The following is a 14,476-nucleotide window of genomic DNA, read 5'->3' as shown; positions in this document are numbered from 1 at the left end:
GGAAATCGAAAATGTAGTCTGACACCGATGTTGTGCAGTCTGACACCTTAAATCGAGTTCGATCAACATTCAATGCATAATGCGGAACGCCGTGCCTTCTCTCAACGCATGCTTTTAAGATGAAATCTATTTCCCTCATTTTCCAAGCGCAGACCCATTCGTTCTGATGTTCGTTCAAAATAGTCCAGGATAGCCTCCTTAGCCTCTTTCGACTCCCCATTGGAAAGGTAGTCAAGAAGAACATCATGATTAATGGTATTCGGCAACCACAGAATCTCTCTTAGCATCCAGTAGACAGGATGTCCTTTGCATTTTTTTATGAGTTCCCACACCCTATTTCGCATTGTCCCCTCAAGATCGCCTGCATTAACAATCACTCCGACAGATTCGAAAAACCAAGCCCAATCGTCCTCAGAGACATTATCATGCCCATCGATATATTCGGACATCAAACCATCAAGCTCTCTTAGCCAATGAGGGGATTTCAATTTGGCGCCGGACAAAATTAGGTCGCGCCGATCCTTCTCACCTAATTTCCCGTCAGCTATTAGACTCTCTGCCCAGTCTTGGACAGCAGTAGCGCCGCAACCAGGAAATTCACGAGTCTTGAACGGCCCCCTAGGGTGCCAAGAGCGACGCTCTTCAGTGGGCGTATACATTGTGTAGCGAGCTAGTTTGCGAATTAGTTCACACTGACGCGTTAATGGCAAATCTCGGTTATGAAGGGTCGCGACACCACAGGCGACTTGATCTTCGGGAAGATACGGCGTCTCAAGCACCCATCCGAATAAATAGTCCGAGTCAATCGACGATAATAGCCGCGTTGTTGTGTCGGCGAAATCTCCGATCGCATGACCAGCAAGTACAAGCGACAAAAGGAAGCAATCAAAAAAATCTGTTTCAGGATCTGATGCAATTATTTCCAATTCATGTATTAATTCACGAGATATTTCATACCCGCAAAACAGCGCGCTTAAAACAGGTGCGTGGCTTTTTAACTGTTTCGGGCCTCGGCATGAGGATCGCAAGTGCCCCCTCCACCAATTAGTGCTTACATAAGCAGTGTGAAACGTATCCCACAAGTGTCCGTCCTCAGCGTCAGACAACGCGATGTCTATCAACGCCGATGAAACTGGCCCACCGCACACGCCAAACTCAGCAGCAGCCCGCACCACAGATGGCAGCGTCAAATCATCTGCAATCGAACGCCAGTCAACAGAAACAGAGCGCAACTTATAGAGTATTTCTGCGATTGTAGTGACTGAGTAAAATGCGGAGCTAGACCTAGCCCGCTCCAGGAGCAATTGAATGGCCGTTGGCTCGGTGCGCATCAATGCGCACCAATCATTATGGCTCAACTCACGCATATCAGCCTCAACTATCAACTTCTTAAGGCAATCCAATGCTAATGCCGGGGAATTTATTCGTCGAAGAATTGTTGGCCTTTCGTAATGGCGGACCCGTGGATTCAGAAGAATTTCGCGAAGCTTTGGGCGAAGCGGCAAACTAAAACCGTCAACGATTAACTGACCAATGCGTGTGGCGGTCTGGTGCGACACTTTTCCCCAGATATCAAAAAGCCGATCCGCAACGTCTTCTTTCAAATCTGGCTTTACACGTGCGCCATTAACTATGCAACGACCGACAAAACGAAGCGAGGTATGAAACACATCATCTACTTGTAAAAACTGCTTTCTTAGCAATGCGTCAGCATCATCGAGTCGCTCAATTGCGAATTGAATCGACTGAGCCCAGGACCGTCGATAAAGCCCGGCCAACAAATCAATCGAATAAATTTCACCTGAATCCGCCAGTTCACACCCTGCTAAATACTCTTGTAAGGTGGGAAGGGAAAATGCCACGTGCGTATGTCTTCGTTGGAGAATTCCGCTTTGCACCAGCACATCTAGGCACTCATCGCCAGACGCCACTCGCGCTTCGGCGTCTCGTAACGTACTTTTATCCTTGCGAAATGCTAGCAATGCAATTGCTGTAGCTCCTTGTCGTAGAGCTACCTTACCAACCGCAGGGGCGCGAGTACCTTTATGGCGTGTGGCCGATAGAGCATGAAGAATGTACTGCTCGAGGAGTTCAGTACGGCTCGTCGGCAGATAACCAACCTCTGGAAGCGTTGCAGCGAAGATGCCTAGGAACAAGGGTACGCGACAAAGCTGCTCTAGCTCCGGATGGTTTCTTACGTGGGCCAACACTTCTTGCCGTCGCGCCTCTGGTCTCTGCCACAAATAGCGTTTGAGCATGTCAGCCGTTTGCTCAGCATTAAGGCTCTGTACGCGTAAAAGCTTGAACTTGGCAGGAAGACTCGCGATGGACGAATCACGGGCTCCGATCAAAAACGACATGTGAGCGAACAGCGCCGACGCCTTAACGACCATTTCGACTACCTTGGCCCTCGCGCCGTCATCAACCTCGTCAATTCCATCAATAATAATTACCGCGCGCCCCTGCGCGCATAGCCCATGCCATCCGATGCTCAAGTCATAACTTGAGTTGTACTCTTTCTCAAGGTACTCTAATAACGATGTAAATCGCGCTGCATCTTCAGCATGAAGCAATGCGGGAATGTAGCTGGTTGTCGCCGCAATCCGTCGCGTAGTTGCCCGAAGAATTGTCGACTTCCCATGCCCAGCTCCACTCTCGATGACAACAAGACGAAGATCCGCTGCCAAAAATTGGCGGAAGTCGCATTTCTCCGATCGAACGCCTCGGCTGTCCTCGTCCTCAAAATCATGCCTGACGGTGCGGTCCACCATACAAATGTCTGGCCAGACAAAGAGATCTGCTTCTGACGCCGCCACCGCAGTGCTTGGAATCGAAATTTGATCTAGCTCCTGCGCAATCGCGACGCAATATCGTTCAAGCTCGTCGCCCGATGATCCATAAACTCGTACCTGTAATTCTCGCAACAATCTTTCAGAGAGTTCACCACCGAAAAATGTCTTCCTGATACGAGAGTGCCCTCCGCACATGTCTCGTAGATGACTAAGTAGTGCTGATTTCGATTCTGAAGATGTGGGCATCCAGTCTCTAACCCCAAATTTCTCAGCATCATCCAATGAAAGAAATTCGAGATGGACTCTCTGTGCAATAGCAAACCCAGAAGCATCATCGGCTCCGACTGCAGCAATAACAGAGCTCACAACGTCGCACTGTGCTTGGTTAAGTGAACCATGCCATTCAATGTGATTCTGCATACCGCGAGAACGGTCGAGCGCTTCTCGCAGGTTCTGTAGCGCTCCAGAAATTTTGCCTACGACCAGACGAAACTCGTCAGTAACAGAAGGATTGTCGTTAGCTTGTTTTTTAGCAGCTAACCAAAATTTGTCCCAAGCATCGCCACTGGTTGCGAGGCCCTCCTTCGCCTGAATGAACAGCTTATGGCCGTCGGAGAACTCAACAACAGTGTCATCAATGTGTTCTGGCGCTTCAACGCGAACACTAATCACCCGCGAAGCACCTGCGGCAGACGGCAGGCGCAGATCCAATAAGGCTCCGAGATATCGTGCCGCAATAGTGTTCTGGTAATAGATGCCAGACTGAGTCGTTGGTCCACCTGCTTCCGCCATTTATTCCTCTTTTACTTTCTTCCGTATGTACGATCAGATTTAGAACGCCAGACTAGCCCGTCGAGCCTGCTGGCACAGTCTCAACTCGATTGAGTTTTACTTCCTAAGCAATGGTGTCGGACTACGTTGGCCCCCTCGAAAACGTAGTCTGACATCATATTCTAAAACCTAAAGCTAATGAGAAGATGTGAACTTCGCATGAAGACCTCTCGGTAGTCCAAGGTCTTGCCTGAGCCCCGAGTAGATCATATCGGAGCGCAATTCCACAGACTTGAGACTACTTCCGCCCACGACGTGAGGTTAATAACTGGAATTTACCAGGGTCTAGCTCTTGGACAGTGCCTAAGCTGTAGCGCAGCACGATGTCCTCCCTGTCTTCGATCTTTGAGCTCGACATATTCTCTCGCTGAATTGGCGCCGCAGGTTGATTCAAGTCGCTGAATGCTCCAGAGTCTATCGAAAACATTGGAAGTTTGGGCGCCTTGTCCCTAGGCTGACCAGCATCTTCCACGAGCAATGGAAGCGCGATCTGGTATGCCCTCCCCCCAAACCGCAAGCGGAAGAACATATACGGCGAGTCCGTCGGTGCTTTGGACTTGCGACGTAAAAGTTGAAAATCAAACCTGCCGGGCGCGTATACAGTTGGACGCGTCTGGATGTACAGAACGAGCAGCGCGTCAGCGAACGCTTCGGATGACTCCTGGTCCCCACGAATCCAGGCCTTCAGATGCTTCAATGATTCGCTGTCTCCCGGAGGGGCTACCGAAATGGCCATCTTTACGAGGCACTTGAACACCGCGGATGGCGCAAACCCTCTTCGCGTCAGCTTAAAGTCGACGACTTTCGCCTCTGAATCAATGATATCGAAAAATGGTGTCAGACTACGGTTTCGCCGATAAAACTGTAGTCTGACACCATTGTTCCTCTAAATTCCGCTTCCTACACCCGATGCTTAGGGCAGCCCTCGCTCGGCTCTGAATCGCACAATCGCTGCAATTTGGTCTTGATCGAGTCGATTGATCAGAGCCTTAATGGGCTGATTAAGAAACTGAGGCTCAGCGTATCGCCTATCTGCAAGAGCTAATGCAACCATAATTCCTTGAGTTGTAGAGTGTCTATGTACTTCATGCCCAGCCCTTTCCGATTTAATTATTTGGTCGAGATGAAATTGAACGGAATCATGTTGGCAAGTGTTATTCATTAAGACGCCTTAGTTATTTTGGTAGAAAACCCACACGGGGCAAACAATGGTGTCAGACTACAGTTTCGACAACGATAGCTGTTGCCCAGCACCATTTCGCGAAGTAACGAGTAAGAAAAGGGCGTATTCAAAAAATCAGGGATTCAACCTCACCGGTCGAAAATCCACTTTCAGGTCGTATTCCATGAGCCGAACGTTGGGCACCTGCGTTGCGGCATAGCGTAGCTTTTGCCCAATATCCGATGCCACGATTACACCAAAGACGTTCTTCTCACCTGCCAGATGCTCTTTAACCCAGCCCATATAACGCAGGACTTGGCCCAGCGCCGCATCAGGGCCGCGACCGAGCTTCAACTCGAGGACGTAGAAGTCACCGTTGCCGGTGGCAAGGATGTCTATGGGGCCAACGTCAGTCTGGAACTCCACGCCGTCGCGATCGTCCGCGCGGTAGAGCGTTAGCGGCACGTCGTCGCCCGGCAACCTCGGAAGGCTTTTTGCCAGATAGTCGCGCAGGTGAGCTTCGAGGGCGAACATGCTGTAGGCGTCTGTGTTGGCTTCGACGGCAGCCACGGCCAACTCCGGATTCTCGCCAACTCCGTCGGCCAGACGAACGATCAGGCCCTCATCGCCCGCTTTTGCGATTTCCCAAACGCCGTGCCTTTCGGGCTCGTACCAAACAATCTTTCCGCGGCCGGTATTGAAGAGGTAGTCGTAGGCAGTTTCTGCGATCCGGGGCTTCTTGTTTTCGCTGTAGTGGATACGCGAGGGATGGTTGACCGCACCCGAAATGATGCTGCAGGTCATCGAACTGTCGTTGACGTCATCGCCATACATTGAGCGGATTTTCGCCTTGATCGCCGGATAAGTGCACTCCCCGCCCATCTGCTGAACTGCTTCTTTGACCATTTGCCTGACCGATGGTCTATTTTCGTTGCTCATTTGGTATGTCTAGCCTTTTTTTGATTTGGGTAGACCGGCTATTCGGCCCACCAAAGGCAGTATTATTACCATATGTAAACGAAAAATAAAACTCTCCACACCGTACCCGTACTAACGCACAATCCATCGCAAGATTGCTCTGCCATCCAGAGTCTTTCGACAAAGGCGCCAGAATCTGAGACTTTCCAATGAATTTTTAGTGAAACTCGCGTGAACCGCCGGTTTGGTGCGCGTGGGACAAATGGATCAGGATTTGCATGGAGCGTGTCTTGTAGCCTTCAGAAGGCGATCACACCGCTTATAGGGAGACACGCCATGCAATGCGCCGACCAACGACCTAATCGGGCGTCGCATCGAGCGCATGAATGAGTTCCTGGGCGCTTGCCCATCTGTACACCGCGCGCCCAACTACGGAAGCCCCGTGTTTGACTACGGTTTTCGTTGAGATATTGACCTGCCCCCAGACGTAGTACGGCACCGACATAGAGTCCAGGGTTAAAAACCGTTGTTGCCGATGCGCCTGAGCAAACTGCTCCGGCGTTAAGTATCCCAGCGCGCTATGCGGGCGTCCGGTGTTGTACTCGACGTGCCAGTCTTCGATCACGGATTTGGCTTGGCGCAGCGACATGAACCAGTGCTCATTCAGGCATTCATCGCGGAATTTTCCGTTGAAGCTCTCGATGTATGCATTCTCCACGGGCTTGCCTGGTCTGATGAACGACAGCTTCACGCCGACCTGATAGGCCCAAGCATCCAAGGCCCTGCCAGCAAACTCCGGGCCGTTGTCCACGGTGATGGATTTGGGCGACCCACGCAGTTCCGCAAGCCGTTGCAGCACCTGCGCCACCCGCAATCCCGGCAGTGATGTATCGACCTCGATGGCAAGACACTCGCGCGTGTAGTCATCGACGATGTTCAAGCACCGGAACATTCGGCCATAGGCCAGACCCTCGGACACGAAGTCCATCGACCAGCTCTGATTCGGCGCCGTCGCAACGGGACGAACTACCCGTTCTGCGGAAGCGATGCGCTTGCGGCGACGCTTACGAACGCTCAAGCCGGCTTGGCTGTAAGGCCGCCAGACCCGCTTGTGATTCGTCTGCCAGCCTTCACGGCGCAGCAGAATATGGATGCGCCGATAGCCGTAGCGTCGCTTGAGCGCTGCCATTTCCTTCATGCGCTCGGTCAATGCCACATCGCCCGTACGCTTACTTTCATATGCGAATAGCGACCGGAAAATGCCTAGCAGCCCGCAGGACCAGGTGATACCCATGCCGCGCTCGGTCATCAACGCTCTGACCGCTTCGCGTTTGGCCTGCGGGCTTGCTACTTTCGGCTCAAAAGGTCCTGAAGCGCAGCCTTGTCCAGCATCGATTCAGCCAACAGCTTCTTGAGCTTGTTGTTCTCTTGCTCCAGCTCCTCCAGTCGCTGGGCGTCCGAGACGGTCATACCGCCGAACTTCGCCTTCCAGTTGTAGTAAATGGCCTCCGAGGTCCCGTGCTTGCGGCACAGTTCGGCCACCTTGGCTCCTGCCTCGGCCTCCTTCAGCACCCCGATGATCTGTTCTTCCGTAAATCGTCTCTTCATTGCCGTTCCTTTGTGAACGGACTCTACATCGATTTCGTACTAACCACGGGGAGCAGGTCAATATCGATGCAATTGGTAGTGTATATTTTCCGACGGCCCAGAATTCCTAGGTACTTACTCGAGCTATATGAGCCAAATTTTTGTGCAAATTCGAGAGTCGCCTTTCATAGGAGTACGCCATCCGGAACCTCCGACTATTAGATTTGGGCCGCATTTCCATACCACCCGCAACTCCACAACCAAAAAAAAAACTAGATATGAACAAACTACTATCGCATGCATGCATACCTTTTGTTGCCCTGGCCCTGCTTGGTGCAACGCCCGCACTGGCCCAAGATCTCACCGTCCCGCAGAAAAATGCGGTTCGCTCGGCCACGCAGTACCTTAGCTTCGCCGGCTTCTCGCGCAATGGACTGATTCGTCAGTTGTCGTCGGACTCAGGGGACGGCTATAAGGTTGCGGATGCGACGGTGGCGGTGGATAGCCTCAAGGTAGATTGGAACAAGCAGGCCGCAAGATCCGCCAAGAATTACGTCGATATGATGGGTTTTTCTTGCAAGCGCCTGATCCAGCAGCTTTCATCGAAGTCAGGTGATCAATACACCGTCGCCGAAGCAACCTATGGTGCGAAGACAGTAGGTGTGTGCCAATAAAAAAACGGCACCCTCAAACCTTTATAAAAGCCTATTGATCAACGCCTTTAGATTGCGCCAAGCAAAGCTCAGCTTGGCAATCAGGGCTCTAACCTCTTCCTCGCCCAGCCTGACGAGATCACCATACGCGCCAACCACGACAACGCTGGCGGCGGAACCGTTGCATCATGCGTCCAGATGGTTTTCGGGGAATAGTTGGGGCGCCTTTTCTTCCCGAAGTCTCAATCGTCGTACCTACTCGTCGCATTGCGCGCTTCAGCCAGCGCCACGGTCAGATGAGAAACAAGGGTTTCAAACCACGATTCGACATAGCGTCGGTCGAGAGGTGGCACCCGAGGTAGGTCTTGGCGAATGGGCGGCCGCCTGTGGTGGAGCGGCTTAGCCACGCGAAAGACCGCTTCCATAATGTTGCCGTCGGGGTCCCGCACAAACGCCGCGTAGTATCCAAGCGGGTAGCCTTTGGCGGTATCGCGCAGGCCCGGTGCATCGTTCTCGGTTCCGCCTGCTTTCATGGCGGCTACATGGAAAGCGTCGACCTCAGCACGACTCTTTGCCACAAACGCTGTGTGCTGCTGCACGCTATGCGGATGAAGCTTGTCGATCCAGAAAATGGGATAGTCGACGCCATAGCCGACGGCATCGGATCCAACACCGCTGGGAATCTGCATGACGCGGCGCAGGCCTAAAGCGCCCAAGGCTGCATCGTAAAACTTGGCGGACCGCGCAACGTCGGCCACGCCGATACCTGTATGGTCAATCATTGGAACCTCCCAAGAGGGTTCAAGGACTAGCGACCATTAAAGGGCACGCGTATGCCGTTGTCTATGACGGCCTTTGGCGGACAAGCGCAGGGCTATACGCAGGTATGACAGGCAATCTGCGCCAAGCCCAGCTCAAGCTTCGCAATCAGCGCCCTAACCTCTTCTTCGCCCAGATCCAGCGGATCACCATGCGCGCCAACGGCAACGACGCAGATGGTGGATCCGTCAAACCACGCGTCGAGACGGTCTTGGGCGAATAGTTGCTGTTGGGGCATGCTCCGCTCCGGCTGTTTAGTCGTCCCCACTGCCCGTGGCATTACGCGCCTCGGCCAAGGCCACGGTCAGGTGCATGATCTTTTTCTTCAACTGATCCCGCTCATCCGTCAGCCGCGCCAGCAATTCACGCAAGCGAATCACTTCCGCGGGCAAATCAGCAATGTTCTCAATGGGAATATCCGGCACAGCCTCACGCGGTGGCGGAGCCTTGGCCTGGCGGACTTCTCGGGCGGCTTGTTGTAGCTCTTTTTTGCCGCCGGCGACTGCTGCGGCTTGGCGTTCGGGGGGCAGCGTGGAGACAGCGGCAGCGGCGTTGATGGAGATGGCGCCGTCTTTGACCGCGCGCACCAGTTCCGGAGCGGCGGCCTTCTGGATTTTTTCGATCTGGCCCAGGGTGCTACTGCTGATCCTCGCCTCTCGTGCCAAGGTCTGGCGGCTGATCGCAGCGGCGGGCGGCGCAGGGGGAATCGGAGGCGGCGGGGTGCTGCCGTCGTCTTCCCACGGCGGCACGCTGCGCGATTGCAGGATTTCCTTCTTACGCAGGGCCAGGACGCCCCGCTGGAAATCGGAGACGCTACGCCGGCCCAGGTGGTTTTCAATCATCCATAGATGCACATCTTCCATCGACTTGAACGAGGTGTTCTGACGGGTCTCGAACGGAATACCGTGCTTCATGCACAAGGCGTAGCGGTTGTGACCATCGACCAGCAAGTCGCCCCACAGAACCAGGGCGTCGCGGCAGCCTTCAGCCAGCAGGCTGCGTTCCAGCGCTTCGCGCTCGTCGTCGGTCAAGGGGTCTATATAGGCGCGCAGGCCTTCGTCGATTCTTATATTCATGGTGTCCAAAAAATAATGCTTGCCCGACCCGCTGCGGTTCCGCCGCGACCCGCTACTGCCGGTTGAGGCCAAGCGTCTGCTGCGGCTAGGCCGCCCTTCCCTGGTCGCTCACGTCAACCCAGCTTCACGGCAGCCGACCATCCAGCGCAGCATGCACCGCCGCCAGACGCGCCTCAGGCTCCGTCAGCGCCAGCAATCGAACCTTCTCGGCCGCCGGCATCGGCAACAATTCACACCAGCGATCAGCCACCCAAGCGCACTCATCCAGGCGGTACGGCGGCGCGAGGGGCATGCTGTCTGCGGGGACGCCTTCTTGCTGCCATTGGGCGACCAAACTACCCAGCGCGTCGGCGCAGGGCTGCAAGGCGGCAGGCACGGGAAGGATCGGGTCGTCGGGGATGGGTTCGATTTCGCCCATCCAAAGACCGTATTTTGCCAGTTGGCTGGAAACCAGCCGAAAACGGCTTGTCCCGACACAGCGCAACTGCAACAGCGCGGGCATGGGAGCGTCCCAGGTGTCGATGCGGGCCAGGGTGCCGACGGGCGCCAGGGTCTCGGTGCCTTCGGGGGAGCGCACCTCGTTGCCCGCCAGCAGCGCGACGACGCCGAATTCGGTGCCGTCGGCGATGCAGCGGCGAATCATGTCCAGGTAGCGGACTTCGAAGATGCGCAGGTGCATGACGCCGGCGGGGAACAGGGCGTTGGAGAGCGGGAACAGCGGGATGGTGGCCACGGCGCCGCCCTACTTCATGGTGAAGGCGTCGTCGACGGGGACTTGCATGGCAGTGACCAGGGCATTGGTCTGGGCGGCCATGCCGATGACGCCGAGCAGCTCGGCGTGCTGGCCGTCGGTCATGCCTTTGGCACGGGCGGCGGCGGTGTGGGAGTGGATGCAGTAGGTGCAGCCGTTGGCCGTGGAGACGGCGATGTAGATCATTTCGCGGACGAGGGGCGAGAGTTCGCCTTCGGCCATCATGACTTGTTTCAACTGCCCCCAGACGCGTTCGAGCTGGGGCGGGTCGTTGGCCAGGGCGCGCCAGAAGTTATTGACGAAATCGGACTTGCGGGTGGCGCGGATGTCTTCGAACACCGCCCACGCCTGGGGATTCTTGCGGACTTCTTCGTCCGACAGCAAATGCACCGTTGCCATACGCCACTCCGACAGGGAAACCGGCAGGCGGCGACAGTGCCGCCCGCGCAATGTTCCATTGAACTGGAAAGGCTGGCGAGGTTCAAGCCGTGGGAAAAGTGCCGGACGGTTTCATGAAGGAATGTCCGACGCCTTCACGACGGAGCGCCGGAAGGAGTACAGAACGGCCTCACGGCGAAACCGACGCCGGCTTGAACGGGTCCAGCGGATACCGCGGACGGTTCCGCCGCTGATAGGGAAACAGCGAGAAGTCGGAACTGGTGACGCCCGGGCTGTCGCATTCGATCAGGGCGCAAGAAATCGGCACGAACACCGGTCGGCAGTACATGCGCGATTTAACGAGGATGAAGCGAGCCTCGCGCGGGTTGATACCCAGGCTTTCGAAGACACCCAGGTCCCACGGTTCATGCGTTCTCTCCGTCACCACCAACTGGGCGGCGCCGATGTCGAGGACGGCGCTGCGGCCCATGCAGGCGGTCTGGCCGGTGTAGGTGGGGCCGGTGATGACGTAGGTGCCGTCGGTGATGGCGCGCACAACCCCGCGCAGCGTCACGGGCGTGGCGGGGCGGCCGATGGAGGGAATGGGCCGTTTGTTGCCGACGGGCAGTTCCACCCTCGCCCCCTCCCCGGCCTGGATCATGGCCTCGACCGCTTCGGGGTCGCAGTACAGCCCGGCGACGATGCCGGTCAGGCCGGCGTCGACGGCGGCCATCAGCACGTCCATCGTGTCGCAGGTGCCGCCGGACATGCAGTTGTCGCCATGATCCAGCAGCAGCACGGGGCGATCCGCGCCGCGTGCCGCGGCTACAGCGCGGTCCAGGGACGCGGCCAGGGGTTCGGCCTCGTAGACGAAGCCGTCGCGGTCTTCCCAGATGGCGGCGGCCAGACCCGCGGCGACGCGGTCGGCGCCGTCCGCATCCCGGGCGGCGACGACGACGACGGACAGGCAGGGATCGGGGATGTCGGCCAGCGCAAAGCCGGCCAGCACGGACACGCCCAGCATGCCGCCGGCTTCGGCGCCGCGGGCGGCCTGCACGGCGCGGCGCATGGCGCCTTCGGCGGTGTTGCTGCGCAGGGTGTGGCTCATGAGCGGCAGGCGGCGCCAGGCCATGGTGGGCCGGGGGCCGCCGGACAGCCAGTCGAACAGGATGCGGCCGGCGTGTTCGCCGGTTTCGTACATGTCGATGTGGGGGTAGGTCTTGAAGCTGATGATGACGTCGGCGTTGTCGACCATTTTCTGGGTGACGTTGCCGTGCAGGTCCAGGGCGACGGCGATGGGCACGTCGGGGGCTTGCTGGCGCAGGCGTTCCAGTAGATCGCCTTCGCCGTCGTCGGTGGTTTCGACGGCCATGGCGCCGTGCAGGTCGAGCAGGATGGCGTCGCAGCCGTGGGCGCCGGCAACGATGCGGTCGCACAGTTGGCGGTAGGCGTCGCCGTCGACGCGGCCGCTGGGGTAGGCGGTGGCGGACACGGGGGTGACAAGGGTGGCACCTTGCGCTTCGGCCAGGTCGATGAAGGCGGACATGGCGGTGCGCTTGCCCTTGTTTTCTTCATAGGCCTGGGCGCCATAGGTGGGGCCGTCGTTGCCAAAGGCCGACAACGGCGTGGGCACGGGCGAAAAGGTGTTGGTCTCGTGGTTCATGCGGGCGATCAGGACTTTCATGCCTTGCCTCCTCCGGGGGTGGGGTCGGGGCGTGCAGCGCCGCCCAGCCCCAGTTTTTCCATGGCTTCGCTGGCCTCGATAATCATGGCGGCGACCTCGGCGACGCTGACGCGCAGGCCGGTGGCGCGGGTGCGCATGTGTTCGTAGGCGGCGCGCTCGTCCAGGCGTTGGTGGTCCATCAGCACGCGGATGGCTTTTTCGATGACGCGGCGTGCCTTGATGGTGTTTTCGAGTTTGTCGATCTTGTTCTGCTGGCGGCTCTGGAACTGCTTGGCGGACCGCGCCAGCACCAGGGTGCTGAGAATGCCGGCGGACCGGAACGGCCGGGTCAGGACGCCGTGCGCGTTGCTCTTGAGCAGTTGCTTCAAGGTGGTGGGGGTTTCGTATTCGGACAGGGCGATAAGGGTGGCCTCGACTTCGCTGGCGGACCAGGCCGAGCTGTTCTGGCCGCACTGCGAGACCTGGAAGAAGACGACGTCGGCGCCCGCCGGGGGCTTGTCGGGAAACGGCCAGCACAGGTGGATGCGGCAGCCGATGCGCTTGAGCTGTTCGACCAGCAGGTCGCGGTCTTCGCCGGGCGGATAGGCCACGGCGACCGCGACGCTGCGCAGGTCTTCATAAAGGCGGCGAAGGCTATGGTCCATGCTTATTTCAACCAGAATTCGTCCAGGCCGAACGCGGTCAGGTAGGGGTCCGGTTTTACCGGTTCGCCGCTTTCCCAGACGATGTCGAAGCGGCCGTCGGCGCGGCAGACGCCGATGCGCGGGGTCAGCACGCAGTGGTTGTTTTCGGCCAGGATGGATAGCCGCCCTTCGGGTGCGTCAAAGTCCACCTGGTGCACGGCTTGCACAAGTTTACGGGTGTCCATGCTGCCCACGCGTTGCAGGGCGCGGGCGAACAGGTGCACCTGGCTGTAGGCGCTTTCGGCGTAGACGCTGGCGGGCCGGTCGCCAAAGCGGGCGTGCCAGCGGGCCAGGAAGTGGGCGTTGGCGGGGGTGTCGACGGTGTTGAAGTAGGTGGCGGCGGTGATGTGGCCGACGCACAGTTCGGCGCCGATTTCGGCGACCTCGGATTCAGCCATGGTGAGGCTGGCGATGGGAATGTGGGGCGCGGCGGGGTCGGCCTGGCAGGCTTCGTGGTAGCGGCGGTAGAAGCGCTGGGCGTCGTCGCCGATCAGGGTGGAGAAGACCACGTCGGGCTGGATGCGGCGGATGTCGCGCACGACGTCGATGATGTCGCTGTCGTCGCAGCCCAGCGGCAAATAGGTTTCGTCGAGGATTTCGCCGCCGTGCTCTTCCACCGTGTCGCGCATGATGCGGTTGGTTTCGCGGGGGTAGATGTAGTCGGCGCCGACCAGGAAGATGCGCGAGCCGCAGTGCTGGATGAGGTAGGCGGCCAGCTGCATGCTGCCCTGGTTGGGCGCGGCGCCGGTGTAGATGACGTTGGGCGAATACTCGAAGCCTTCGTAGACGGACGCGTACCAGAGCAGTGAATTGCTGCGTTCGACGACGGGCAGCATGGCTTTGCGGCAGTGCGAGGTGCAGCCGCCGAAGATGACGCTGACTTCGTCGTCGAGCAGCAGGCGGGCGGCCAGGCGGCGGTATTCTTCGCTGTCGCTGCGGGGGTCGTAGACCACGGGTTCGAGCGGGCGGCCCAGCACGCCGCCCAGGGCGTTGATTTCCTCGACGGCAAGCACGGTGCCGAAGAAGTGCTGGGTTTCGGTGGTGCCGGTGACCCCGCTGCGCGAGTACAGCACGCCGATGCGCCACCCCTGCCCGGCGGCGTCACTGTCATTGCGGGGGGTCATAACGGCATCCTTTGCAAA

The 14,476-nt window shown here is 57.6% G+C and carries 11 protein-coding genes and 1 pseudogene; 1 reads left to right on the top strand and 11 read right to left on the bottom strand.

Annotated features, from left to right (window positions below; translation table 11 throughout):
• Positions 1–101: 101 nt before the first annotated feature.
• The 3 genes and pseudogenes from U858_RS35675 to U858_RS34865 all read right to left on the bottom strand — a co-directional run.
• Positions 102–3,584 carry an NACHT domain-containing NTPase gene (locus U858_RS35675; RefSeq protein WP_157838815.1) on the bottom strand — a complete coding sequence of 1,161 codons (3,483 nt, stop codon included), beginning with the start codon at positions 3,582–3,584 and terminating at the stop codon, positions 102–104.
• Positions 3,585–4,920: 1,336 nt separating this feature from the next.
• Positions 4,921–5,724: an endonuclease NucS domain-containing protein gene (locus tag U858_RS0117160; RefSeq protein ID WP_029953996.1), complete on the bottom strand. Its 804-nt coding sequence runs from the start codon at positions 5,722–5,724 to the stop codon at positions 4,921–4,923.
• Between the two features lie 517 nt (positions 5,725–6,241).
• A pseudogene (locus tag U858_RS34865) lies at positions 6,242–7,311 on the bottom strand (IS3 family transposase); the annotation flags it as partial.
• 257 nt (positions 7,312–7,568) lie between these two features.
• Between U858_RS34865 and U858_RS0117145 the strand changes: the two are divergent.
• Positions 7,569–7,964, top strand: coding sequence for an Ltp family lipoprotein (locus tag U858_RS0117145; protein ID WP_025138378.1), 396 nt, complete (start codon positions 7,569–7,571; stop codon positions 7,962–7,964).
• Positions 7,965–8,185: 221 nt separating this feature from the next.
• Here U858_RS0117145 and U858_RS0117140 read toward each other — a convergent pair whose 3' ends face one another.
• The 8 genes from U858_RS0117140 to U858_RS0117105 all read right to left on the bottom strand — a co-directional run bounded on the left by U858_RS0117140 (position 8,186) and on the right by U858_RS0117105 (position 14,458).
• Positions 8,186–8,725 (bottom strand): VOC family protein, encoded by a 540-nt coding sequence (locus tag U858_RS0117140; protein ID WP_025138377.1) that lies wholly within the window; start codon positions 8,723–8,725, stop codon positions 8,186–8,188.
• 92 nt (positions 8,726–8,817) lie between these two features.
• Positions 8,818–9,000, bottom strand: a complete 183-nt coding sequence (locus tag U858_RS0117135; protein ID WP_025138376.1) for a hypothetical protein — start codon at positions 8,998–9,000, stop codon at positions 8,818–8,820.
• A gap of 16 nt (positions 9,001–9,016) precedes the next feature.
• A complete protein-coding gene (locus U858_RS0117130; RefSeq protein WP_025138375.1) occupies positions 9,017–9,838 on the bottom strand; it encodes a hypothetical protein in 822 nt (273 codons plus the stop codon).
• A 124-nt stretch (positions 9,839–9,962) separates the two neighbouring features.
• Positions 9,963–10,571: an LON peptidase substrate-binding domain-containing protein gene (locus U858_RS0117125; RefSeq protein WP_025138374.1), complete on the bottom strand. Its 609-nt coding sequence runs from the start codon at positions 10,569–10,571 to the stop codon at positions 9,963–9,965.
• Between the two features lie 9 nt (positions 10,572–10,580).
• Positions 10,581–10,988, bottom strand: a complete 408-nt coding sequence (locus tag U858_RS0117120; RefSeq protein ID WP_025138373.1) for a carboxymuconolactone decarboxylase family protein — start codon at positions 10,986–10,988, stop codon at positions 10,581–10,583.
• A gap of 169 nt (positions 10,989–11,157) precedes the next feature.
• On the bottom strand, positions 11,158–12,651 hold the full coding sequence (locus U858_RS0117115; protein ID WP_025138372.1) for a M81 family metallopeptidase: 1,494 nt from the start codon (positions 12,649–12,651) through the stop codon (positions 11,158–11,160).
• Positions 12,648–13,295, bottom strand: coding sequence for an ANTAR domain-containing response regulator (locus U858_RS0117110; RefSeq protein WP_025138371.1), 648 nt, complete (start codon positions 13,293–13,295; stop codon positions 12,648–12,650). Before U858_RS0117110 ends, U858_RS0117115 begins: the two co-directional genes overlap by 4 nt.
• Before the next feature lie 2 nt (positions 13,296–13,297).
• Positions 13,298–14,458: a transporter substrate-binding domain-containing protein gene (locus U858_RS0117105; protein ID WP_025138370.1), complete on the bottom strand. Its 1,161-nt coding sequence runs from the start codon at positions 14,456–14,458 to the stop codon at positions 13,298–13,300.
• Positions 14,459–14,476: the final 18 nt, after the last annotated feature.

The sequence above is a fragment of the Achromobacter sp. DH1f genome, from assembly GCF_000633435.1.
Classification (GTDB): domain Bacteria; phylum Pseudomonadota; class Gammaproteobacteria; order Burkholderiales; family Burkholderiaceae_B; genus Achromobacter; species Achromobacter deleyi.
This window is presented reverse-complemented; position numbering and strand designations above follow the sequence as displayed.

Bases quoted from the DNA above. Each gene is read 5' to 3' on its own strand.
- U858_RS35675 (WP_157838815.1), bottom strand. From the start codon at position 3,584: ATGGCGGAAGCAGGTGGACCAACGACTCAGTCTGGCATCTATTACCAG.
- U858_RS0117160 (WP_029953996.1), bottom strand. From the start codon at position 5,724: ATGAGCAACGAAAATAGACCATCGGTCAGGCAAATGGTCAAAGAAGCA.
- U858_RS0117145 (WP_025138378.1), top strand. From the start codon at position 7,569: ATGAACAAACTACTATCGCATGCATGCATACCTTTTGTTGCCCTGGCC.
- U858_RS0117140 (WP_025138377.1), bottom strand. From the start codon at position 8,725: ATGATTGACCATACAGGTATCGGCGTGGCCGACGTTGCGCGGTCCGCC.
- U858_RS0117135 (WP_025138376.1), bottom strand. From the start codon at position 9,000: ATGCCCCAACAGCAACTATTCGCCCAAGACCGTCTCGACGCGTGGTTT.
- U858_RS0117130 (WP_025138375.1), bottom strand. From the start codon at position 9,838: ATGAATATAAGAATCGACGAAGGCCTGCGCGCCTATATAGACCCCTTG.
- U858_RS0117120 (WP_025138373.1), bottom strand. From the start codon at position 10,988: ATGGCAACGGTGCATTTGCTGTCGGACGAAGAAGTCCGCAAGAATCCC.
- U858_RS0117115 (WP_025138372.1), bottom strand. From the start codon at position 12,651: ATGAAAGTCCTGATCGCCCGCATGAACCACGAGACCAACACCTTTTCG.
- U858_RS0117110 (WP_025138371.1), bottom strand. From the start codon at position 13,295: ATGGACCATAGCCTTCGCCGCCTTTATGAAGACCTGCGCAGCGTCGCG.
- U858_RS0117105 (WP_025138370.1), bottom strand. From the start codon at position 14,458: ATGACCCCCCGCAATGACAGTGACGCCGCCGGGCAGGGGTGGCGCATC.